Source organism: Mesorhizobium sp. M0626 (genome assembly GCF_040320665.1).
Taxonomy (GTDB): Bacteria; Pseudomonadota; Alphaproteobacteria; order Rhizobiales; family Rhizobiaceae; genus Mesorhizobium.
Window position 1 is genome coordinate 158,866 of sequence record NZ_JAMYQD010000011.1, and the last position, 22,428, is coordinate 181,293.

The following is a 22,428-nucleotide window of genomic DNA, read 5'->3' on the forward strand; positions in this document are numbered from 1 at the left end:
TCGGGCCTTTCAAAGCGAATGCTAGTCAATCGGGCGGTGTTTTTTGGTTGCGCCCGGTATCGCTGCTTCGATGACCTTTTTCATGACGGTCGGCAGCGCTTCTCCGGAAATGTCATGGGCCAGCGACCAGAAATGCCCTTCCGGCGCATCACTTTTCACTTGAGCGTGAAAAACTTCGAGCTCGAGCGCGAAATGGGTGAAGACATGCGCGATCTCTCCAGCGCGCCGCCAGTCGGCAGGGAAGGGCGCTGCCTCCGAAGTGGTTGCACCGTCGATCCGCGCTGTCCAACCTGTGGTCGGCACCTCGGTCATGCCGCCGAGCAGGCCCTTGTCAGGCCGCTTGCGCAACAGGATGGCGCCGTCGCCGCGCTCGGCGACGAAGGCGGCACCCCGCCTGAGTGGTTTGTCGACCTTGGGCAGGCGGACCGGAAAGCGCTCGGGGTCGCCGGACAGGACGGCGCTGCAATCCTCGCGCACCGGGCACAGCATGCAGCGCGGCCGTCTTGGCGTGCAGATCGTGGCGCCAAGGTCCATCATTGCCTGGGCGAAGTCGCCCGGCCTTGTCTGCGGAACCAGTCTTTCGACGAGCGCGCGGATTTCAGGCTTTGCCTCGCTGAGCGGCGTTGCGATCGAATAGAGCCGCGAGATGACACGTTCGACATTGCCGTCGACGACCGCCGCCGGACGGTCGAAGGCGATCGCCGCGATCGCCGCCGCCGTATAGGCGCCGATCCCCGGCAATTCCCTCAATCCCGTTTCGTTGTCGGGAAAACGGCCGCCCTGGCTCGCAACCAGATCGGCGCAGGCCTTGAGGTTGCGCGCCCGTGAATAATAGCCGAGCCCGGCCCAGGCCTTCATCACATCCTCGGCCGGCGCAGCCGCCAGCGCCTTCACATCAGGCCATTTCTCGACAAAGGCGCGAAAATAAGATTTTACCGCTTCGACCGTGGTCTGCTGCAGCATCACTTCCGACAGCCAGATGCGATAGGGGTCCGGCCGTGCACCGCCGGCCGCGGCGTGCGGCGTGATCCGCCACGGCAGTTCGCGATGGTGCGCGTCGTACCAGGCAAGCAGATGCGCGGCGATCTCTCCCGATAGAGTTGGTTCGGATGCGGCCTTGCGGGTCGGTTCGTGCAGTGCCATTGATCGCGGGCTGGCTCTAGGCTGGTGAGGAGCGTGGCTGGAGAACGTACATGGCAGGGAGAACGCCTTACGGCAATCCCGTTCCGGTGAGCGATCTCGCGACCGCGATCCTCGACCCCGTGCTGCGCAAGCGGGCCGGCATTTCGATCGGGCTGGTGCAGTCATGGGAAGAGATCGCCGGCCCCAGGCTCGCCGGCCATTCGCGCCCCGAAAAAATCCAGTGGCCGCGCCGCATGCATGAGGACGATCCGTTCGAGCCGGCGGTGCTGGTCATCGCCTGCGAAGGCATGGCCGCGCTGCACCTACAGCACGAGACCGGCGAGATCATCAACCGCGTCAATGCCTTCCTCGGCTTCAACGCGATCGGCAGGATCCGGATCGTGCAAAAGCCGGTGCTGAGGGACAAAGCCCGGCCGAAACCGACGCCGAGAGCACTGACTTCTGTCGAAAAGGCCAAATTGTCGGATACCGTCGGCAAGATCGAGGATGAAGGCTTGCGCGCCTCGCTGGAGCGTCTTGGCGCCACAATTCTTGGCCAAAGGAAGCGGCCAAGGTAATCAACCGGTAATCAGTCATGAACGCGTCATCTATCTCGCGCATTCGTGATCCTGCATGTAGAGTTTGGCGATTGGAATGGGGACGGCGATGCCTTAATTCCCGCCAACTCTCGCCTTTTCTAGCCTTTGCGTTGCAAAATCAAACCACAGTCAGGTGATTCGCATGAACCGTAGCTTGTCCCGCAGAAACCTCCTGTCTTCGCTGGCCGTCATTCCGGCAGTGGCTATGCTCGCCGCATGCAGCGATTCAGGCGAGGATGCCAAAGCAGCGGATGTGAAGCCTGCGGCTCCCGCGCCTGCTTCGACGCCTGCCACTCCGGCCGCCGTCAAGGTCCCGGAGTCTTCCGGCAATGTCGACATGGCCGAACTGCTGAAGCCCGGCGCTTTGCCCGACAAGCAGCTCGGCAAGGATGACGCCAAGGTCACCATCGTCGAATATGCTTCGATGACCTGCCCGCATTGTGCGCATTTCGCCGCGACCACCTTCCCTGAGTTGAAGACCAAATACATCGACACCGGCAAGGCGCGTTACATCCTGCGCGAATTCCCGTTCGATCCGAGCGCCGAGGCCGGTTTCATGCTGGCGCGCTGTTCGAAGGACAATTATTTCCCGATGGTCGACGTGCTGTTCAAGCAGCAGGCCAACTGGGTGGGCGTCAACAATACCAAGGATGCGCTGCTGCAGATCTCCAAGCTCGCCGGTTTTACACAGGAGTCCTTCGAGGCCTGCTTGACGGACCAGAAACTTCTGGACGATGTGAGATCAGTCCAGAAGCGCGGCGCCGATGAATTCAAGGTCGACTCGACACCGACCTTCTTCATCAACGGGAAAACCTACAAAGGTGCGATGTCGATTGAGGAAATATCGGCCATCATCGACCCTCTGCTCTGACGTCCAGGCGGCGCCGGAGCGACTGCGCTTCGGCGTCAGCGCACCTTTGTGCCTTCCAGGCAGGCGCGAATGAAGTTTTCGCGCCTTCGCCTCCTCGGCTTCAAGTCCTTCGTCGAACCCGGCGAGTTCGTCATCGAACGCGGCCTGACCGGCATTGTCGGGCCGAATGGCTGCGGCAAGTCGAACCTTGTCGAGGCGATGCGCTGGGTGATGGGCGAAAGCTCATACAAGAACATGCGCGCGTCCGGCATGGACGACGTGATCTTTTCCGGCTCGGGAACGCGCCCGGCCCGCAACACCGCCGAAGTCACGCTGTTCCTCGACAATAGCGACCGGACCGCGCCCGCCGCCTTCAACGACGCCGATGAATTGCAAGTGTCGCGCCGAATCGAGCGCGAAGCCGGCTCGCTCTACCGCATCAACGGCAAGGAAGCCCGCGCCAAGGACGTGCAGCTTCTGTTCGCCGACCAGTCGACCGGCGCGCGCTCGCCTTCCATGGTCGGACAGGGCCGCATCGGCGAACTGATCCAGGCCAAGCCGCAGGCGCGCCGCGCGCTGCTCGAAGAGGCCGCCGGCATTTCCGGCCTGCACACGCGCCGTCACGAGGCCGAGCTTCGGCTGAAGGCGGCCGAACAAAATCTGGAACGGCTGGACGATGTCGTCGGCGAACTGGAGAGCCAGATCGAAAGCCTTAAGCGCCAGGCGCGCCAGGCATCGCGCTTCAAGAACCTGTCGGCCGATATCCGTAAGGCGGAAGCCACGCTCTTGCATCTGCGCTGGACTTTGGCCAAAACCCAGGAGGGCGATGCGCGTTCGGCATTGGCGGTTGCCACAGCTCTGGTCGGCGACCGCGCCGCGGCCCAGATGGCTGCCGCCCGTGAGCAAGGCGTCGGCGCCCACCGGCTGCCCGATCTGCGCGATGCCGAGGCCGCCGCGGCTGCCGCCTTCCAGCGCCTGTCGATCGCCAAGGCTCAGATCGAGGAGGAGGCTGGCCGCATCCGCGCCCGCCAGGCCGAACTGGAGCGCCGGCTGCAGCAGCTCGACGGCGACATCGCCCGCGAGGAGCGCATGGTGCGCGACAATGCGGATATTCTTGAGCGCCTGCGCGAGGAAGAAGCGACACTCAACTCCGAAAATGCCGGCGCCGCCGAGCGCGAAGCCACGACGCGGGCCGCTTTCGAGCAGGCCGGCGCAACGCTTGTCACAAGCGAAGCAAAGCTCGCTGCGCTGACCGCCGAACGCGCGGAGGCTGCCGCCTCGCGCAATCAGATCGAGCGCACGCTGCGCGAAAACGCCGAACGCCGCGACCGCTTTGCCCGCCAGCTGGCCGACGTCGACCGCGAATTGTCCGAAATTGTGTCGAAGGTTGCGGGCTTGCCTGACCCGGCCGAAAAACGTGCTCTGGTCGAGGACGCGCTCGCCCGGCTGGAGGAAGCCGAGGCCGGCGCCATTGCTGCCGAACAGGCGGTCGCCGAGGCGCGCGCCACCGAGAGTGCCGCCCGTCCGCCGCTGCAGGATGCCAGGGCCGAACTCGCCGGCATCGAGACCGAAGCCCGCACGCTGGCCAAGATCCTCAATGCCGCCAGCGGCGATCTTTTCCCGTCGGTGCTGGAGCAACTCAGCGTCGAACGCGGCTATGAGACGGCCCTTGGTGCTGCGCTTGGCGAGGACCTCGACGTGCCGCTCGACCGCAGCGCGCCGGTGCATTGGGGCGAAAGCCAGGTTCAACCAGGCGATGCGGCCTTGCCGGAAGGCATCAAGAGCCTCGCCAGCGTGGTGCGCGCGCCTTCGCAGCTTGCCCGCCGACTGGCGCAGATCGGCATTGTCGACGCGGCTAATGGCCGCCGCCTGCAGACGCTGCTTGCGCCCGGCCAGCGGCTGGTCAGCCGCGATGGCGCGCTGTGGCGCTGGGACGGGCTGACCGCCAGCGCCGATGCACCGACCGCGGCGGCGCAAAGGCTGGCGCAGAAGAACCGGCTGGCCGAGCTCGATGCCGAGGCGGTGCAGGCGACGCAGATGATGCGTGAGGCAGAGGCTGCCCTTGCCCAGGCCGAACAGGCGCTGCGTGAGGCGAGCGAGGCCGAACGCAACGCCCGCCAGGCCGGGCGCGATGCCCAGCACGGCCTGGACGCCGCCCGCAGCGCGCTGGCCGAGGCCGAAAAGGCCGGTGGCGAGCTGGCAAGCCGCCGCGCCGCCCTGGACGAGGCGCGCGCGCGAATCGTCGACAGCCATGAAGAAACGGCCGCCGCCTTCGCCGAGGCCGAAATGCTGCTGCAGGACGCCCCCGATCTCGGCGACCTGCAACTTCAGCTCGAACAGACCGCCGCCAATGTCAGCCGCGATCGCGCAACCTTGGCCGACGCGCGTGCCGTCCATGAAGGCCTGCGCCGCGAAGCCGAGGCGCGCACGCGCCGGCTCGATGCCATCGGCGCCGAGCGCAGCAACTGGCTGCAGCGGGCCGAAAACGCCTCGACGCAGATCGCCTCGCTCGGCGAGCGCAGGGCCGAGGCCGAGGCCGAGCGCGAAACGCTGGCCGACGCCCCCGACGAGATCGACGCCAGGCGCCGCGCGCTGCTGTCGCAGCTGACCGAGGCAGAGACCTTGCGCAAGGCGGCCGCCGACCGCTTGCAGGAGGCCGAGACCAAGCAGGCCGAGCTGGACAAGGCCGCCACCGCGGCGATCCAGTCGCTGGCCGATTCCCGCGAAACCCGCGTCCGCGCCGAAGAGCGATTGACCGCCGCCGACGAGCGCCGGCTCGAGGTCGAGGCGCGCATCCAGGAAACGCTGAACACGCCGCCGCATTTGGTCATCCGCCATACCGGCCTGGAAGCCGACAGCCCGATGCCGGAAATGGCCGAGATCGAGCGCCAGCTCGACCGGCTGAAGGTTGAGCGCGAGCGGCTCGGCGCCGTCAATCTACGCGCCGAGGAAGAGCAGAAGGAACTGTCGGACCGGCTGGAGGCCATCGTTTCCGAGCGCGAGGACATCATCGAGGCGATCCGCAAGCTCAGGCAAGCGATCCAGAGCCTGAACCGCGAAGGCCGCGAACGGCTGCTTGCCGCTTTCGAGGTGGTCAACGGCCATTTCCAGCGGCTGTTCTCGCATCTGTTCGGTGGCGGCACGGCCGAATTGCAGCTGATCGAATCCGACGACCCGCTCGAAGCCGGGCTCGAAATCCTGGCCCGTCCGCCCGGCAAGAAGCCGCAGACCATGACGCTGCTGTCCGGCGGCGAGCAGGCGCTGACGGCGATGTCGCTTATCTTTGCGGTGTTCCTGACCAATCCGGCGCCGATCTGCGTGCTCGACGAAGTCGACGCGCCGCTCGACGATCACAATGTCGAGCGCTTCTGCAATTTGATGGACGAAATGGCCGCGACCACCGAGACGCGCTTCGTCATCATCACCCACAACCCGATCACGATGGCGCGCATGAACCGCCTGTTCGGCGTGACCATGGCCGAGCAGGGCGTCAGCCAACTGGTCTCGGTCGATCTGCAGGCCGCCGAGGCGATGCGCGAGGCGAGCTGACGCAGCATGCTTTGTTGATTTCGTCGGCGATGGCGTCGATCCGACTGTTGCAATAGGACCGTCGCCCTTGCGACCTGCTTGCGACGCGCATTCTGTAAGGTTCGAAGAGAAGGAATTTAAGCGCCACCTGAGAGCGAACGCCAAAGCCCACATGCAAAGCGCCCGGCCAACGCGAAAGCGAGGCCTACAAGGCGCAGATGCCAATAGGCTCCGACCGCAATTCAGCTGCCACGTTTATCGGAAGCCCAGGAAGCTCAGTATCGCAATCACGATAACGACTGCTCCGATGAGCCAGATTATGTTGTTCACCGTATCTCTCCCGAACTAGTTGCTGGGAGTGAACTCGTAAGAGCCTACTAATGTTCCCGCATTTTCTGCGTCGAAACAAAATGGCGGCCATCGCTTCGTCGATTGCCAGACCAAGGTCCGAACAGGGTATGACTGAAGTCCTGACGTCGGAGCCATAGGCCTGAAGGCGGGCAACCTATGCCCTCCCGATACATTGGAACCGGGCTGCCGAGCATGAGTCCCTTCATCGGTGGTCAATCGGGTGCCCGCCATTCCTGAGAGGTTAGCGGGCACCCGATTGTCGTGACACCGCCAACGGCGTGCGTTTCAATAGCGAGGCTAACAGTGACCTTTGTCCAGAGATCTGTGCGTGACGGCGCAACCCGACCCGCAAACGACAACGACAGTCCTGCGGAGGTTTCTTCCGTTCTTGACCTCATACCATCGGCTGACGACGACAAGGTCGCTGAGCTTGTCAGGCGAACAGAGCGCCTGGCAATCGCAGTGGTTATCGGAATCGCGGTTCTGCTGATCTTGGCGCCGGTGGTTTACCTTGCACTTTCTTACGGGATCTGAGACGGCCCGACTTAGGCGATCTAAGATGGCCTGATTGGTCTCGTAAATCTCACAAATTGTGCCGACGGTCTTCCTCGCAAGACGGGTGTTTCCCGTCACAGATCAGGAGATCGAACGCGACGACATAGAAGGGTCCTGTGCAGCGCTCCTTTGTCGAGTGGCGTAACCCTGGTGGTCGGCTTGAAAGAGCGCCTTTACCAGAAGTTGCCAACAGGAGCTGCTGTCGCAACTTCTTCTTTCGATACGCCGTGTTGCACGGGAGCAGCCGTCACTGATCGCGCCCGTGGACCGACGACGCTACTCGGAACCAAAGGGATGGGACGCGGTTATCCCCGCGAAGGGATAATTAGCAGGTGGAGATATTACAATGAAAACAATGATCGTGAGCGCCTTGGCGCTGTTCATTGCCATGCCGACGATAGCTCCGGCAGCCGAAGCTGACGTGGTCATCACGACCCACCATCGACATCATCACAGGAGCGTAAAGGTCATCAATGACCAGGGTCAACGCCTTCATCACCGCAGACACGGCACGGTTGCCTTCTACGACCACGGCCGCAGACATCATCGCCGGGATACGGTCATCGTGACCGGCTCGATCGAGCGCAGCCATCATCGCTATTATCGACATCATCGGCATCATCCCGTCGTCATCCAGGACGACAACGATTACTGATCCTCTCCGCACGGCCCCGGCTCTGTCAACGGAGTCGGGGTCGCGTGGGAGTCAGATAGCTCCTGACGGCAGCCATCGATAAGGTCGGTAAATCATTGATTCCAAAGGCATGTGATTTGGCTGGGGCGCCAGGATCCTCATTCTGCATTGCCGTGTCCAAATTTATGAGTAATAGCAGATACTTAGCTCAGAGTTCCCCTTGCAGTCAAGAATCATTTGGAGCACCTATGTGGTGTCAGCTTGGCGCCAGGCTGCCGCTGACTCAGTCTTGTTTCTAGCTAGGAACTGCTGTGGGGCTCGGCTCACGGAACGACACCTCTCTGGCAAGCGTGCCAATCTTAGCTGTGCATGGTGGTGTTGTTGTTGAGGATGGCCATTTCAGGTCTCCGTGAGTTAGAAGCCCGGACCATTCCGGCGCTTGTACTGACTGAAGCCCACCATCCTGGCGGGCTGGAGAAGTCGAGGCTTTTGGTTGCCCTGCTGCCACCAACCAATGCGTCGTTGCGGAATGAAGTCCACTCGAAAGTTTCCGAACATAGCGGCAGCTTTGCGCTACAGCGGTCTCCCACGCGGACGTGTTGACTGTGACGATTGACCTCAAACCGTGACCTCCAAGGCCCCTGCGCTTGGCACGAGATCCCACAAGAGCAACTCCGATCAGAGCTGCTCGCCGCAGCCTCCTGCCGCGTTCTGACAGCGATCATTCGTGCAGATCACTGCAAGCTTAACTTAGTTCTGCTTTACGCTAGACAGTTTGCGGTGCCAGTTCTATCGACCACAAAGTCGCAAAAGGTGGACTGCTTTTCGAGAGGACCAAGACTGTGGACAAGATGGAGTGGGCGCTCTGGGGCCTTGAATATATGGCAAAGGCGCGTAGCGCCATCCATGATGACTTCAACGAAGCGATGGGCGAGTTGCGAGGTTACACCGGCGCTCATCGAGCCAGTTGGTACAGCAGCTGCAAGAATATCATCACCACCCTCTACCACTTCTCCATGGAGTTTGTGGGAGACACCCATATCCCCAGCGAGCGGTTCGCCTCGCCGGAGATCTTCGAAAACGAGCTCACCAACTATCGGGCCTGGGTCCAAACGATGGCGGAAGAACTCGACCGCGAGGATCAAAAGTACCAAGCCGACAACAAGGTGGATGGGCCCCCTTTCCTCGTTACAGTCGCTCGGCGTCAGGTGGGCAGCACAGCGGCTGCCATAGACTACGTCGCGTCGAAGAAGTCGCAAACACCATCCGCAAACCCTATGGAAGCAGATGTCGACCTGGTGCTCGGTCTGGCCCGACGTTTCCACGAGTCAGTTCTCAGCCTAAAGGACCATCCCCATAATGGTACGGTCTTCATCATTAAGGACGAGTGGGATTGCCAGTATCTTTTCCAGGCTATCCTTGCCGCCTACATTCCGGACGTCCGCAACGAGGAATGGAATCCCTCTGTGGCCGGGTCGTCGGCGCGATGCGAATTCTACCTCAAACCCCTGCGCGCGCTGGTTGAGCTGAAGTACGTCCGTAAGGCTACCGACGCCAAAAAGATAAAGTCCGAACTTGCGACGGACTTCCTTGACTATGGCAAGAATCCACAAGTCGACCATGTCATCTGCTTGGTCTACGACCCTGGACACGCCCTAAAGAACCCGGCCGCGGTTCAAGCGGATCTCTCGGGTCCGAAGCATGGGCTCGCACGGGTTGATGTCGTGATCTCGCCGCCGCGCAGCTGACAGTCTTCAGCAGGGTGTCAACCGAGTGATGGAGGGCTGACCATGGAACGCTGTACCGCGGAGTATGTCACTGCCCTCTCGGTAGGTGTGTTGGGCATGCGTGCGGCGACCGGATGCGTCTGACAAATTGGCTTCGGAATTGCGTTTGTAATCAGTGTCGATCTGGGGTGGCGGGCCTGATAGGGATCGTCAATTCTCACATGAATATAGAGGGTAATCTGCGATCCGCGCTTTGCCAGCGTACGCGATGGACGTAGCGTACGCCGAGCGTGATCCTCCTGAGCCGGGTTTTGATTTGCAATTGTGGTCAGGGTCTGGCTGCCTTTCCCATTGCCTTCGCTCAGATCTCGGATTCAAGTCGGTTTGCGAGGCTCCTGTCCGTTTTCATCATGTCCTCGTCTATTTTCTTGTCGTCACTGGTGCCAAGGCTTCCCGAAATCAGGCGGGCCGCGAAATCCGCTTCAGCCTCGGCACGAAGTCGCGCAAGTCACTGTGCGTATGCGACTGTGCGTTGGGTTGGCTCGCCACGGGCGATCTGCGCCTCGACGAGAGTCAGGCCAAGGACGATACGCAGCTCTGGCTCGGCGGCGTTTGACCGCGCGAGTCGCAGGCTATCCAATGCCCGGACGAAGTCCAGTCGGGGCATGGCCGCGAGCTGGCCAACGCCAACCGCCTGCTCGACGCTGCGGTCACGGGCGTCTCGCGGAAATGATCCCAGCCGATTGATCAAGGTCTCGGTAGTGGCGGCAGGGGCAATCGACTCTGCCTGGTGCATAAGCGCCGGCACAATGTCAGCTCTTAGCGCCGGATCGACTACGTGATGGCGAAGGAACGCGATGTCGCGTGCGGGGAGTTCCCTTGTCCGACCGATCTGCGCCAACGCGACGATCCAGGGGCCGGGCCCAACGATGATGGCAATGCCAGGAAACGCCTGGGTGGAGGAACCAGAACCGCCTGTGTAAGGCTCGGCCTTGAAGGCTTGAGCCTCCACCTTTTCCAGTGTGCCCGGGGGATCAAGCCGGAGACTGCCCAGCGCCGCGAACATTTCCGCCGTGGACATCGACATTTCCGTGACGTTTGCGGCGGCACGCTCGATGAGGGCGAACGCAACTTGCCTATCCGCTTCGGGGACGTGGCTCATGGCGTGCGCCAGGACACGGGCCAGTTCGCTATCTTCGAAGTCGAACTCTGATTTCGCCACGCTTTGGCGCGCCGCGACAAGCAACGTATCGACCAACTGCGGCGATAGTGCGCGAGCGTCGGCGGCGAGGATCAGGAAGTGGGTGAAATAGCTATTCTGAGGATTCGCGGATTTGGCGAAAATATCAGCCACTGCGTCGACCAACTGCTTGGCCTGCGGGCTGGCGTCCAGGCTTGCGACGATCGTCTGAAATGCCGCACCCTGAGCCGGATCGTCGGGCTCGCCATGAAACTGCCCCAGCGCCTTAGTGCCAAGCGCGATGCGGTCGGCGCTGTCCAGATCAACCCTGCTCAAGGCGAGGCCAAGAACATCGCCATAGCCCATGTCGGCCAGACCCTGGATGAGGACGCGATCCTGCGGCTCGAGCGGGGCCAGCCCGCGATCGGTGCGCGCCCGGGTGATGATGCCGAGAACATCCGCGACGCTGTCGCGAACCCTCACTCGTGCGTCTCGACCGCGCTGCGCGTCGGTATTATAGGTAAGCCATTCCTGCGTAACCTTAGAGAAGCCTACATACGCTGGGAACGCGGCGATCGGATCCAGGTCCGCGCCGTAGCCGAGGGCGCGCGCGTAACTCTGCATCGACTCGGCCGTCAGATCCAAAATCTGGAAATCCATACTGTTGATGGGGAATGGTGTCGGCTGCGGCGAAATCCGGTCTTGGCCTGGAATGTGCTTCAGAACGTCTGAAGGCGCGTCGGATTGGGAATCTGCCAAGGCCATCCAGGCCGACTGCTCCACCGCGGCCGGCCCAGGATCTTCGCCCAGGGGTGGGACCGGTATTCCGACAAGTGCGGCGTAGCGGGCCGCCGCTGCCGGCTCGAGGCCGGCTGCAACGGCGTCAAACCAGCCGCGATAGCCTTCTGAGGCTACGTGCGTCCAAATACCGGTCGTATAGCCTGACTGCAAAGGGGCGGCTGCCGCAGCGTTTGCCGATATCTCGGCGATGTCGATCCCGGTGTCGACCCGATTCAGTGGCAGGAGTTTAAGCACCGGTTGCAGCCACCGGGTGCCGTGAAGGACGATGAAGGTACCGCTTTGGCCCGGTTCTACGTAGTAGAGAAGCGTGTAGGCGACCAGGATCATGGCGACGCCCGCGACCGCGAGCCCGGTAGCGAGCTGCCGCAGCCGCCTGAGGGCAGTGCCGAGAGGGGTCCGTTCCCGCAGCCCTCGCGCCAGGCTGGACACCGGCAAGCTCACGGCAGAGATTGAGACACCGCCCTTGACGGGTTCCTGATGGGCTCCACCCTTGTGATCGAGCACATAGAGCGGCACCTGTTCGCACAAAACGGGAAAGAGCTCTGAGTCAACATCCAGCCGGTCCTTGCGGCCGCCTAGTTGAACAGCATTGCCGGTCTTGAGGAGATCAAGCAGATGCGCCGTGAAGACGCCGTGTCCAATCTCATCGTCCTCCCACGTGAGCTGCCGCTCGCGGGAGGAGGCGATGTAGAGACGTGCGGCGCTGTCACCCAAGGCTGAGAAATAGTGCATCTTGCGAACGATGCCCTCGGCGAAGCAACAATCCAGGATCAGGATCGATCTTTCCGCGCGGACCGAGCCAATGCAGCTGTCGAGCGCTGTCGCGTCGAACAACGCCAAGCCTTGTCCATTTGGCTGAACCATGAATCCGGCGTTGGATTCATCGACCAGGCCGTGGCCAGAAAGAAACACGAAGCAGAGCTCAAGGCGACCGAGGGCCGCCAAGCTGTCGAAAGCTTGCCTAATTGCATCCGCAGTCGCCCCGGCCTCCGGAACCCTGGCGACCCTGAGGTCGCCAGGGCGCGGCCAGCAGGTGGTCAGATAGCGCTCAACCTCATCTGCATCGGCCGGCGCATATTTGAGCGGTGGAAGTGTGGTTCCGGCACCCGCTCGGTAGGCGCCAATGCCGACGATCACCGCGCCGATCACTGCGGTGCTACCAGGTGAAGAAGTTACGGATGCTGGCGCTGGGTTTGACCACGACGTTCTTGGCGCCTGCAGCTTGCGGCACGCTGGTCACCAGCTTTTGCAGGATCAGCGGCGTGGAGATACCGACGTGAAAGGCGATTATGCCTTCCGCGTGGCCACCAAAATAGAGCCAAGCAACGAACCCGCCGGCAATGGTCATGGCGACGGTGACGGCCCAGTAGAACGGGCTGCTTCCGTAGGTAGGCAGCTGAGCAGCCTCGCGCAAATTCCACCAATGCAGCAATTCCGCGATGACTCCGCCGGCGCAACCAATGCCAAATACGGTCCAGTCCCCATCGATGACCATCTATCCCCCCTTTGCTCGACTGTCGTCATAGTGCCATAATTTTACAGTTCAGCGCTAGTATCTGATTAAGAAAATCCACCTGCCTAAAGAACGCACGCCGCCCTGGAAAGTTCGAAAAGCGTCATTGCTAACACGGCAGTTTTGCGCGATTATAGCAACAAGGCGGGGAGGGCTTAATAGCCAAGTAAATAATAGGTAAGGGACGCTCTCATAATGTTGTGAGCGCAGCCTTTCGCTTGAGCAGTCGGTGCATGCAAAGAGGAATTGGCATCCTTGCCGGCTCCTCTTGCAGAGCCATCGGGGCAGGACCTGGTTATGTGAGGGACCAACCGGTTCCAGGCTTGAGGGGAATTGGAACGGTCTTCCGATGGAACGGCGGATGGAGGGGAAACATGACAACTCCGGTGAGATGGCCAGTTCTCGATGACGACACGTTACGTCGCTTCGTGATCCAGACGTTTGGTCACGCGCGACGAACTCAGGATAGCCCCATAGCTCCGGATGTCTGGATTGCGCTCATCCGTCGTGCCGAACGCGTTGCAAAGGCGCGTCATGCGGACAAATCACTGCCCGACGACAAGGTCGACATCCTTATTACGCCATGGCGAGGCGCCTCACCGGGGGAAATAGCATCTTATTTGCGCGAGGCACCTCGTGACCGCCATGATATTCACGTCGAAATGGTCGCCCTAAACAGCGGGTTTGTCGTCGCGGCTGTCGATCTTGGTACGGTCATCCAGCTCGTCATACCCATGACGGATTGGTGGCAAGGTCTGTCGGAGCGGTTCTGGACCAACTTGACCGACTACAAATCCTATTCGGATCTAGAAAAATCTGGCGACCCATTGTCCAGGATCCTTAGCAAGTGCCGCAACGACGGCATTCAATATTTCCGGCTGGCAGCAGTCGCCGGCTTCGCTCAGGCTTTGAAGGGAGCCAACGCTGCCGATGCGAGAAAGCTGATCGGCATCATCCGAAAATTCGCGGCGTTGTCGAGACACGGGGGGGCGAGTGAGTTTGAAAATCTCGGTCAGGATCGTTTCGATTTCGCCAGCGTAAAAGAGCCCATGGCCGAGGATCTCATGAGCCTGATCTGGCCGTTTGAGTATGCCTTCGCTGCACCGCTGAGCGGCCGCGCTCAACTACGAGATGACCGCGATTTCGAGTCGTTGTCGCCGTCGAGCGAAAGCCTCAGCCGGAAAGTCAAAAAGGTTTTGAGAGAACCCCAGGTTTACGCCGTCAATCTCAATCGCCCCGCCGCGCCGATGCTGTTCGACTCGAGACGAACTGTAAAGGCGGATGCGGCGCAGAGATTGTTTGAGATCGACACCAGCGCCATGACTTACGCGGTTATCGATGGTGGCATAGATGCGCTTCATCCAGCGTTTCTCAATTGGAACGACCCAGACCTCGAAAAAGGCATTGCGGACGCCAAAGCTAAGGATGCGGTTGAAGAATTTATTCCGACGATCGATCAAACGTGTGGTCCATCCGAGAAGTATGAAAGGCTTAAGCGCTCGCGGATCATCAAGACATACGATTTCACACGTCTGAGGGTCATCCAGAATGCGGCCTATATGCCAAATAACCCCAATCTGCCGCCCGACATCCTCGCGATCCTGAACAATCCGGCATTTGCAGATAATATTGACCATCTACGCAAGCGGGGTGACTTCGCCAGGGATCTCGACTGGGCGATCATCGAACCGTTGATCGAAATTCCACACGATACTGCTGAGGCCTACAAGGTGCCGTTGAGCAGTCATGGTACGCATGTCGCGGGCATCCTAGCCGCGAGACTCGAGAAACCCGAAGACATCAGAACGCCGCTGATTGGCATGTGCCCTGACCTTAGGATTTTGGACCTTCGGGTATTTGACGACGAGGGGCGTAGCGAGGAATTCACCATTCTGAGCGCTGTCGAATTTGTGGGATGGCTGAACCGGAACCGGGACTATCCGGTCGTACATGGCGCCAACCTGTCTCTGGCGTTGCGCCACTACGTCGACAGCTATGCTTGCGGACGGACGCCCATTTGCGAAGCATGTAACCGGCTGGCCGATTCCGGCACTGTGGTCGTGGTAGCGGCTGGCAACACCGGATTCGACAGCGAAGCCAAGCAACAAAGCATGGGTCGTGGATATCGCCAGATAACCATTACTGATCCTGGCAATGCCGACGGCGTGATCACCGTCGGCTCGACCCATCGACGCGATCCGCATGCTTACGGCGTCAGCTATTTTTCAAGCCGCGGACCGACCGGGGACGGTCGCCGCAAGCCTGATCTCGTCGCACCGGGTGAAAAGATCACCTCCAGCGTCCCTGGGGGTAAGACTGAGAGCATGGACGGCACCTCGATGGCAGCTCCGCATGTCAGCGGGGCTGCAGTACTGCTGATGGCACGAAATCCGGAACTCATAGGCCGGCCAGCGCGAATCAAAGAGATACTGATGCGCACGGCAACTGATCTCGGTCGGGAGCGCGACTTCCAAGGCGCTGGGCTGGTCGACGTCCTGCGCGCTCTCCAGTCCATCTGAAAAGGGAAACGCCAAATGGTCATTTTCGAAGCACTCAACGCCCTCTATGGCGACTGCCTGATCTTGCGTTACGACGATCCCAAAAAAGCGAAGCGTGTATGGATTATCGACGGGGGTCCGCGCAACACAGCTGTTGGCGGCAAGACGGTGTCCGTCTGGAAAGATGTTCTTTTGCCACGTCTGCAGCAGATCAGCTCCACCAAGCCCTTCACTGTCGACCTCGGTATGGTTAGTCACATTGACGACGACCATATCAACGGGATTGAAAGGCTTACCGATGAACTCGTACATGCCTTGCCCCACCCTGGGGACGTGGCGTTTCGCCGCTTTTGGTTCAACTCGTTCGACGAAATAGTTGGACCCGCGCCGGCCGGGCAGGTTGAGTCAAGCGGTGCGCTTGCGTTGCAGCTTTCCACTGCGGCGGCAGGCTTATTTCCGGGGGGCGCGTTCAGCCCTGACGGGGAGGCTGTCATCCAGAGTATTCCCCAGGGCAACAAGCTGGCAGCTAGTCTGCGTTCGCTCAAACTGCAGGGCAACGATCCCCTTGGTGGGTTGATCGCTGCGCGTGCGGGACAGATCGGGATCGACATCGACGGGGCGACTGTCACGATCATCGGCCCGCTTCAGAACCGGCTAGATGCTCTGCGCGATGCATGGCGCAAGGCTCTCGAGGCGACCACCGAGTCGGCGCGAGTTGCCGCGCTTCAAGGGCTTTTCGCGACACAATTGGATATCTCTGTTCCCAACCTGTCCTCGATCGTTGTTCTCGTCGAAGTCTCCGGAAAAAGCCTGTTGCTGGCAGGCGACGCACGCGGCGATGACATTGTGTCCGGATGGAAGCAACTCAACCTGCCGGATTCGGCTCGAAAGCTCGATCTGATAAAAATGCCGCATCACGGCAGTTTCGCGAATAGCCCGCAGGAGTTCCTACAATTCTTCGAAGCGGAGCATTATGTCTTTTCAGCTGACGGGCACTATGAAAATCCGGATCCACCGGTTGTAGAAGGTCTAATCAGTATTCATTCGAAGCGTAGCGTTGTGCTCTATTTCACAAATTCGAATATCACCTGGAAGAAGCCCTACAAACTCGCAAAAGGTGGTGCAAAAGTATCAACCCTAACTGACCTGCTTGTCGAGCTTCAAGCTGCATATCCCGGTCCCTGGAAGTGGCAATTTAGGCCATCTAACAGTCTTTCCGTCGAGATTCCGATCGAGTAACGCGATAATCGATGCGCGCTGTGGACTTAGGCATGCGAGCGTCGTTTGGCGGCCATTTACCGGCGCCCAGGCGGCCAAGATCATGCACTCACAGATCGCTCGGCATGTACCGTCCTTCGCGCCGGTCTTGCGAACGTTCGCGACGGAGGCAATGAGCCCGGGCCACCGGAATGGCAATCGGCACGGCGGTGGTAGCGCGTCCGTGCGGCGCGGGCGCACAAACGAAGCGCGGAGGCTCGGGCGTGTCGCATTGGCTTGTGGCCAGAGAGGGGCAGCGCCCCTTGGCTCCCTGGGGCACGCGCACCTCTAGGAATGCAGTTTAGGGCAGCCCGAAACACCATAGTTGTGAAAGGGTATCGCTCTAGTCACAGCGACAATTTCATGTCATGCTATCCTAGAAATAGATTGAATATAGCGCGCTAGCACTTGCAGCATGACATATGCCAGTGTCTGCCGGAGTGCCCAGAAAATACATCCTAGTTTTCTCGTGCAGATGGAGGCGCATTGTGAACAAGTCGTGGTTCGTATCCAACGCTTTTTCACGGGTTGTATATTCGGCTGCCGTGCTGGCGTTCCTTTGCACCTCGGCACATACCCAACAAGATGACCCCGTTGCTTATGTTGGGCATGGCGGGTTTTTCAATAGTCAAGGTCACCAGATATACATCACGAAGTCCTTCATCGATGAGAGCTTGCGCTATTACGAGGAACAGCTGACCAAGATCGCTGGCAGCGATACCGTTGCAAAAATCCAAACATTAAAGAATGAAGTCGACAATATCCCTGCCTCGACACCCCAGGACAAACTGTTACTGCGTACTGCATTCTTGTCATCAATTGCTTCAGCATTGAGCGGTACGGATGCCAAGAAAATAAGAGTCAAATTGCAAGCGTTGAGCGACGCTATGGCCGTCATCGTCCCGGACGCGGATCTGCGTGACGCCAATAAGGGGGTTCTGCCGCCAGTCAGGAGGTTTGTGCCGGACAAGGCTGTCGGCGACTTCCTGAAGCGTCAAGCGCTGCTGTCAAGTCCGATTTCCGGCTTCTCCATAAGCGCGAGTTCTGGTCAAAAGTATCTGGACGAATGTAGTGCCAATGGCGTGCCCATACCTCCTCCTATTGGGAAAATAGATCCGGATGGCAAGATCGGGTGGAAAAGCTTGGGCTTTATACCACCCAATTTACAGTTTATCGTGGGAACGCCGGCAGAGGTGCGGGTTTATAGCGCTGGCAATCCGGAAGGAATGTGCTTTGCGCTTCCGCGCTATAGGGACGATAGCCTCCAAGAGATCATCTTGGACGGTGCAATCTGTATGGGGCAGTTGTCGTCCAAGGTATGCATTTGGGACAACCAAATGCCCATGCTCGACGAGAGCGGAAATACCATCGTACGCGGATTTCCGTTCTCGACTACGGATATGATCCCGATAGGCGTTCCGGATTTGGCCGTGGATCCCCAGGGACGGTTTCAGGCAGGTGGTGCAGAGATTGAGTTCGGCACCGGCGGTACATGCACAAGTTGCCACGCCGGCGAGAACCCTTTTATTGTCCATCCCAAGGTAGATCTCGGTGGAGGTTTGCTTATGGGACGGCTCAACAAGCCTCCGCTCAATCTGCCAACGTTTTCCACCAACCGGTACGATCCCTTGGTTGGTGCGTCGTGGCCCCAGAACAGCGTCTCGATGGCTGCAGCAAAAGTTCCGGGCGATTGTTCCGGCTGCCACGAAAAGGACGGGGCAGCGGGTCGATTGCCTCTGTTGTCCCTTGAGCTAAATGAATACTGCGGAATTCTGAAACTCGCCATTGAGAAGACAATGCCTCCGTCGGCACCGGGTAGTCTGAAAGATTCACCAGATGTTGTCCAACTCCTAAAGCACTGTGACCTCCCGCCGGATACCGCTAATGCGGATCCCACACCGTAAATACCGTGTCATTACGTGCTGAGGGTTGCCTCTTGCGGGATAAACGCCATGGGGCTTAAGGGGGGCTCTCCGACGAGTCGGTGCCCCCGGGGCAATGCCGGAGGCCGTTGCCGTTAATACGATAAGGGCCGCGGCTTTCAGGGGCACCGGCAGGTGGCGCTGTCCTCGGCGGCGGCCTGAATGCATCAACGTCAAAGACCGGCCAATCCTCACATTCACCAGCCACCTGCTGCTCAGCCAGTAAGGCGATGCTCGACTGGGCGCCCATCGCATGGACCCTCGCCAACCTGTGGGACGCGATGCTGGATGCCGGCGACACGACCAGCGATGTGTGTTTCCGGGCGAAAAAGGGCGAGGCAATTCCTTTGAGATCAGCATAACCGCAGTCGAGGATGCCAAGGGCGACATTTCCATCCGGCTTGCCCCCGCGACCCTGAACGCGAACGGCGAGCTGAAAAGCATCAGGGGCAACACCATTGCGGTGACGTTCGTCCCGCACAACTTCGCGAAGCCGTTTCCGCGCCGCCCGCCGGCACCCAAGCCCGGCGACCCCGATGACCAAAACATTTACCGCCGCGGGGCTCAGAAGAGCGGTTAGCCGCCCCGACCACCTCGACGACATTCATTCAAGTTTGCCGGGCGAGAAGACGATCACCGTGCCCGCTCGTAGTTGGGCGTTCTAGCCGATTTCCGGTTCTCCCTCAGGACGCGCATGAGCACGTCTGCTTTTTGGGATGATGGTCTGGTTATCAAACATCTGCGATGAGGCGCAAAGCTCCGAAATCACTTGGTATGAGCGAGGCCCGGAACGTTACGCGACTGTCGATGGATCGATCGGCCGGAGGGTGGCCACGGTGACATGGGGCCAGCTCAGCCCATTAAAGTCCAGGATCACGCGCTGCGTGTACTGTAGCTGCAACAGAGGCTTGCCATCCTTGTCGGCGCCCCTCTCGATCCAGAAGACCGCGCTAACGCGGGGTGTGTTGGCATTGGGTCCGCCGGCGGGCGGCACACCCTTGCCGGCCAGGAAGGCAATATTGGCGGTGCCGCCGCCGACATCCGGCACGGAGCCTGGCAATGTCGAGTCGCTCGACAGGACCAGAACCACGGTTTCGGTAATGGTTTGATCCGCCAACACGTCGGTCAGGAAAAGGTTTGGGTTGTCGAGGTGGGCCTGATCTAGCTCGGCCACCCGCGTCAGATCAGTTCGCGAGTCCGTCGGCGTCGACAGATCCTGCTCGGCAAACGGGAGCAAGTCAGTGACGCCGTCATCGACGCTTCCGATCCGGAATGGCACGATAGAGGTCGGTTCGATCCTCGGCTCCGGTGCGGTGAACGAACGACCCTGCATGTTGATCGTGGTGCCGTGTGGAATAGAACCCATGCGCACTACGGTTTCAGATTCCCCGGGATTTTCTGTCTCGGGCACGTTGTTAAACACGCCGGGTTCGAAATGCTGACCAGTGTTGTCGAAACTATCATTGATCGTCTGCAAATAAGCTACCCCACCCAGGAATATATCTTTCTGCAGCAACCCTCTGTTGGCGATGCCCGTCGGACCGCTTATGTCGGTAAAGGACAGCGTCTCGTCGGTCATGTTTAGCTGCAGAAAGTGCGGCTGGTTGCCAAAGCCGGGGGTCACGTCGGGCTTGTTCGGCCGCCAGATCATGTTGAACCCCGGTCCCTTCCAAGTACGCTGGGCGTTTCCTGCTGGTTCGTCGCCACACAGTTCTCGCAGCAGGCCCAGGAAGTCGACTTCCGATATCGCTTTGGCAGTGGTCTTGGGTACTGCAGGCGCGCCGGAGTGCTTCTGATTGAACTTGAAATCCGTCTGTATGGGCATCTCAACTCCTCATGACACAGCAGGCCAATTTTTTCATAAAGCAGCTTCAGTAGTCGCCTTGTAGACCACTATAGGCTTGGTCAACTTTAATCGAAATGGACCGCTTTTCCCCTAGCGGTAGTCCATAAAATGACAGTAGATTTACGGTACGTCAACAAGATCTCATAAATATTTATCGCGTCGTGCCGATGCTCTATGAGCAGCGCGAAAATCTTCATCTCTATTATGTAATGCAAACCCATAAGTTATTGAAATTGTTTGTTTGATGACCCGAAAATGAGTCGCAGGGTGGTTATGAATCGACAGTTTATTTGACTTGTTTCTGAAGCGGCTGGAGACGCCAACCTGAACACGTGCCGGCAGATAGCGGTCCCGGTTCGCCAAGTCGCTGAAGTCGCTGAAGTCGCAGATGCCGTTGAGCTCCGGTAAGTTCAATCGACGTGCGGTTGCCGAGCTTGTTCACGGCTTCCAGCGGGTGTCTGCGCGCCGCCGGCGAGAGGGCAGCTGAATGTAACTGTCTATATATGCAATTATAAGAATCATATTAGTAACTTAGCTACATAGAATATGCTGAGCGATCTCGCGACTAGCACTCTAGACACAACGTTTGCTTTTGGCGGTAGGGCATTCCGCTGCTTGAGCCGTCGCAACAGAGGATCGGCTCTTCGGCGGCGATCATGACGAGCCAGATGGGTCAGCCTTAGGGGCCGCCGCGTCGGAACGATCGAATTAATACGCGTCGTGGATGCTCCATCACGCCATCTCAAAGAATAATTGACCTCCTTTTTTTAGTGTGATTTGCTAGATTCAAATACTTTGGTGCCTTAAGGGGGCGCAGAGGCTTGTTTGCCGAGCTGTTACAAGGAGAGCCCACCGACACGAGAGCGACAACGATGCATTGTTTCGGTGAGTTGTCGCTTCAGATGTGTATGTATGTGGCGTCAAAAGTTTTGAAGTGGCCAAGAGACTAGGGTAAGAAAGCTGGCGCAGATGCGCTGCATGGGAGGGTGGCATGTCTGAAGATATCAAGCTCGAGTCCTATTCCATTTCGGAGCTGAGAGAAGAACTTCGTTCGCGAGAAATCTTTGCGAAGCTTGCTCCCGGCGCGCAACCAGACGCAAAGGACGGAGCTACCAAATCGGTGCTAGCTTCTGCAGACTCCAAGGCCGTCGTCGCGACACTGTCCGCGAAGCAGAAGGGCATATATGGCGTCGATGACCGCAAGGACTACTATGAGTTTGTCGATGACCTCGAACGCACGCTTGCCGAAAGCGTGGCGGCGTTGTTTAGGGATGCCGGCGTAACATCCAATGGAGACGGGACGTCCAGTCTGTTTACTATTCCTCTTTCCCGATCACAGGGGGTCTGCGGCGGAGAGCGTTTCGCAGAACAGCCAACGGGAGCATTCTGTACGGGATTTCTCGTGGCACCGGACGTGATGGCCACTGCGGGACATTGCATCAACGAGGCGAACGTCGGCACAGTAAGGTTCGTTTTCGGGTTCCGGATGACCGACGCGAACAACACGACGCTGAACATTCCCGACAAGGATATTTACTCCGGCAAGGAAATGATCGGCTGGATGCTCAATACGGGCTCCGGCGAAGACTGGGCGCTTGTTCGGTTGGATCGGGCCGTTCCGGATCGCGCCGTGCTGGGGCTCCGTACGTCGGGGCGCATCGCTGACGACGCGCCTGTGTTCGTGATGGGACATCCATCGGGCCTGCCGCTGAAGTACGCTGATGGTTCGAACGTGCGCGACAACACAGCGCTTACCTACTTCATAGCGAATCTGGATACGTACGGAGGCAACTCGGGTTCGCCTGTTTTCGGCGCCGATGGTGTCGTCGAGGGGATCTTGGTTCGCGGCGGCACAGATTACGTGGCCAACGGGAACTGCTTCGTGTCGCTGGTTTGCCCGACGAGCGGCTGCCGCGGCGAGGATTGTACGAGAATTACCGAGATCGCCGAGGCGTTGTCGGCCTGAGAATCGCGGCTCGACGGCCCAAACTTCAGAGCCCAGTTCAGATCGATTTCCGCGGCGATCCGAAGGATCGTGCGTATGG

Annotated in this window: 14 protein-coding genes; 10 read left to right on the forward strand and 4 right to left on the reverse strand. The window is 59.6% G+C overall.

Annotation, left to right across the window (positions count from 1 at the left end):
• Positions 1–21: 21 nt before the first annotated feature.
• Positions 22–1,143 (reverse strand): A/G-specific adenine glycosylase, encoded by a 1,122-nt coding sequence (mutY, locus tag NKI37_RS16010; RefSeq protein WP_352789210.1) that lies wholly within the window; start codon positions 1,141–1,143, stop codon positions 22–24.
• 50 nt (positions 1,144–1,193) lie between these two features.
• On the opposite strand from mutY, the gene NKI37_RS16015 reads away from it, so the two are divergent.
• The 5 genes from NKI37_RS16015 (at position 1,194) to NKI37_RS16035 (ending at position 9,387) form a co-directional block, all read left to right on the forward strand.
• Positions 1,194–1,700 carry a DUF721 domain-containing protein gene (locus NKI37_RS16015; RefSeq protein ID WP_023687168.1) on the forward strand — a complete coding sequence of 169 codons (507 nt, stop codon included), beginning with the start codon at positions 1,194–1,196 and terminating at the stop codon, positions 1,698–1,700.
• Positions 1,701–1,863: 163 nt separating this feature from the next.
• A complete protein-coding gene (locus NKI37_RS16020; protein ID WP_023692056.1) occupies positions 1,864–2,592 on the forward strand; it encodes a DsbA family protein in 729 nt (242 codons plus the stop codon).
• 69 nt (positions 2,593–2,661) lie between these two features.
• Positions 2,662–6,120: a chromosome segregation protein SMC gene (gene smc / locus NKI37_RS16025; RefSeq protein WP_352794495.1), complete on the forward strand. Its 3,459-nt coding sequence runs from the start codon at positions 2,662–2,664 to the stop codon at positions 6,118–6,120.
• A gap of 1,231 nt (positions 6,121–7,351) precedes the next feature.
• Positions 7,352–7,660 carry a hypothetical protein gene (locus tag NKI37_RS16030; protein ID WP_023670691.1) on the forward strand — a complete coding sequence of 103 codons (309 nt, stop codon included), beginning with the start codon at positions 7,352–7,354 and terminating at the stop codon, positions 7,658–7,660.
• 830 nt (positions 7,661–8,490) lie between these two features.
• Positions 8,491–9,387, forward strand: coding sequence for a PD-(D/E)XK nuclease domain-containing protein (locus tag NKI37_RS16035; RefSeq protein ID WP_352789257.1), 897 nt, complete (start codon positions 8,491–8,493; stop codon positions 9,385–9,387).
• 487 nt (positions 9,388–9,874) lie between these two features.
• Here the strand turns inward: NKI37_RS16035 and NKI37_RS16040 are convergent, their stop codons facing one another.
• Positions 9,875–12,496: a caspase family protein gene (locus tag NKI37_RS16040; RefSeq protein ID WP_352794497.1), complete on the reverse strand. Its 2,622-nt coding sequence runs from the start codon at positions 12,494–12,496 to the stop codon at positions 9,875–9,877.
• Positions 12,497–12,503: 7 nt separating this feature from the next.
• On the reverse strand, positions 12,504–12,842 hold the full coding sequence (locus NKI37_RS16045) for a hypothetical protein (RefSeq protein WP_023692673.1): 339 nt from the start codon (positions 12,840–12,842) through the stop codon (positions 12,504–12,506).
• 392 nt (positions 12,843–13,234) lie between these two features.
• On the opposite strand from NKI37_RS16045, the gene NKI37_RS16050 reads away from it, so the two are divergent.
• The 4 genes from NKI37_RS16050 to NKI37_RS16065 all read left to right on the forward strand — a co-directional run bounded on the left by NKI37_RS16050 (position 13,235) and on the right by NKI37_RS16065 (position 19,117).
• Complete coding sequence (locus NKI37_RS16050) at positions 13,235–15,379, forward strand: S8 family peptidase (RefSeq protein ID WP_023808237.1); 2,145 nt, start codon at positions 13,235–13,237, stop codon at positions 15,377–15,379.
• Between the two features lie 15 nt (positions 15,380–15,394).
• Positions 15,395–16,597 carry a ComEC/Rec2 family competence protein gene (locus NKI37_RS16055; RefSeq protein ID WP_352789201.1) on the forward strand — a complete coding sequence of 401 codons (1,203 nt, stop codon included), beginning with the start codon at positions 15,395–15,397 and terminating at the stop codon, positions 16,595–16,597.
• A 506-nt stretch (positions 16,598–17,103) separates the two neighbouring features.
• On the forward strand, positions 17,104–18,519 hold the full coding sequence (locus NKI37_RS16060; protein ID WP_023808238.1) for a hypothetical protein: 1,416 nt from the start codon (positions 17,104–17,106) through the stop codon (positions 18,517–18,519).
• 331 nt (positions 18,520–18,850) lie between these two features.
• Complete coding sequence (locus NKI37_RS16065) at positions 18,851–19,117, forward strand: hypothetical protein (RefSeq protein WP_023692677.1); 267 nt, start codon at positions 18,851–18,853, stop codon at positions 19,115–19,117.
• 213 nt (positions 19,118–19,330) lie between these two features.
• On the opposite strand, the gene NKI37_RS16070 is transcribed toward NKI37_RS16065, so the two are convergent.
• Entirely contained in the window at positions 19,331–20,362 is a 1,032-nt protein-coding gene (locus NKI37_RS16070; protein ID WP_023692678.1) for a heme-binding protein, read from the reverse strand.
• 1,012 nt (positions 20,363–21,374) lie between these two features.
• On the opposite strand from NKI37_RS16070, the gene NKI37_RS16075 reads away from it, so the two are divergent.
• Positions 21,375–22,349: a trypsin-like serine peptidase gene (locus NKI37_RS16075; RefSeq protein WP_023692680.1), complete on the forward strand. Its 975-nt coding sequence runs from the start codon at positions 21,375–21,377 to the stop codon at positions 22,347–22,349.
• Positions 22,350–22,428: the final 79 nt, after the last annotated feature.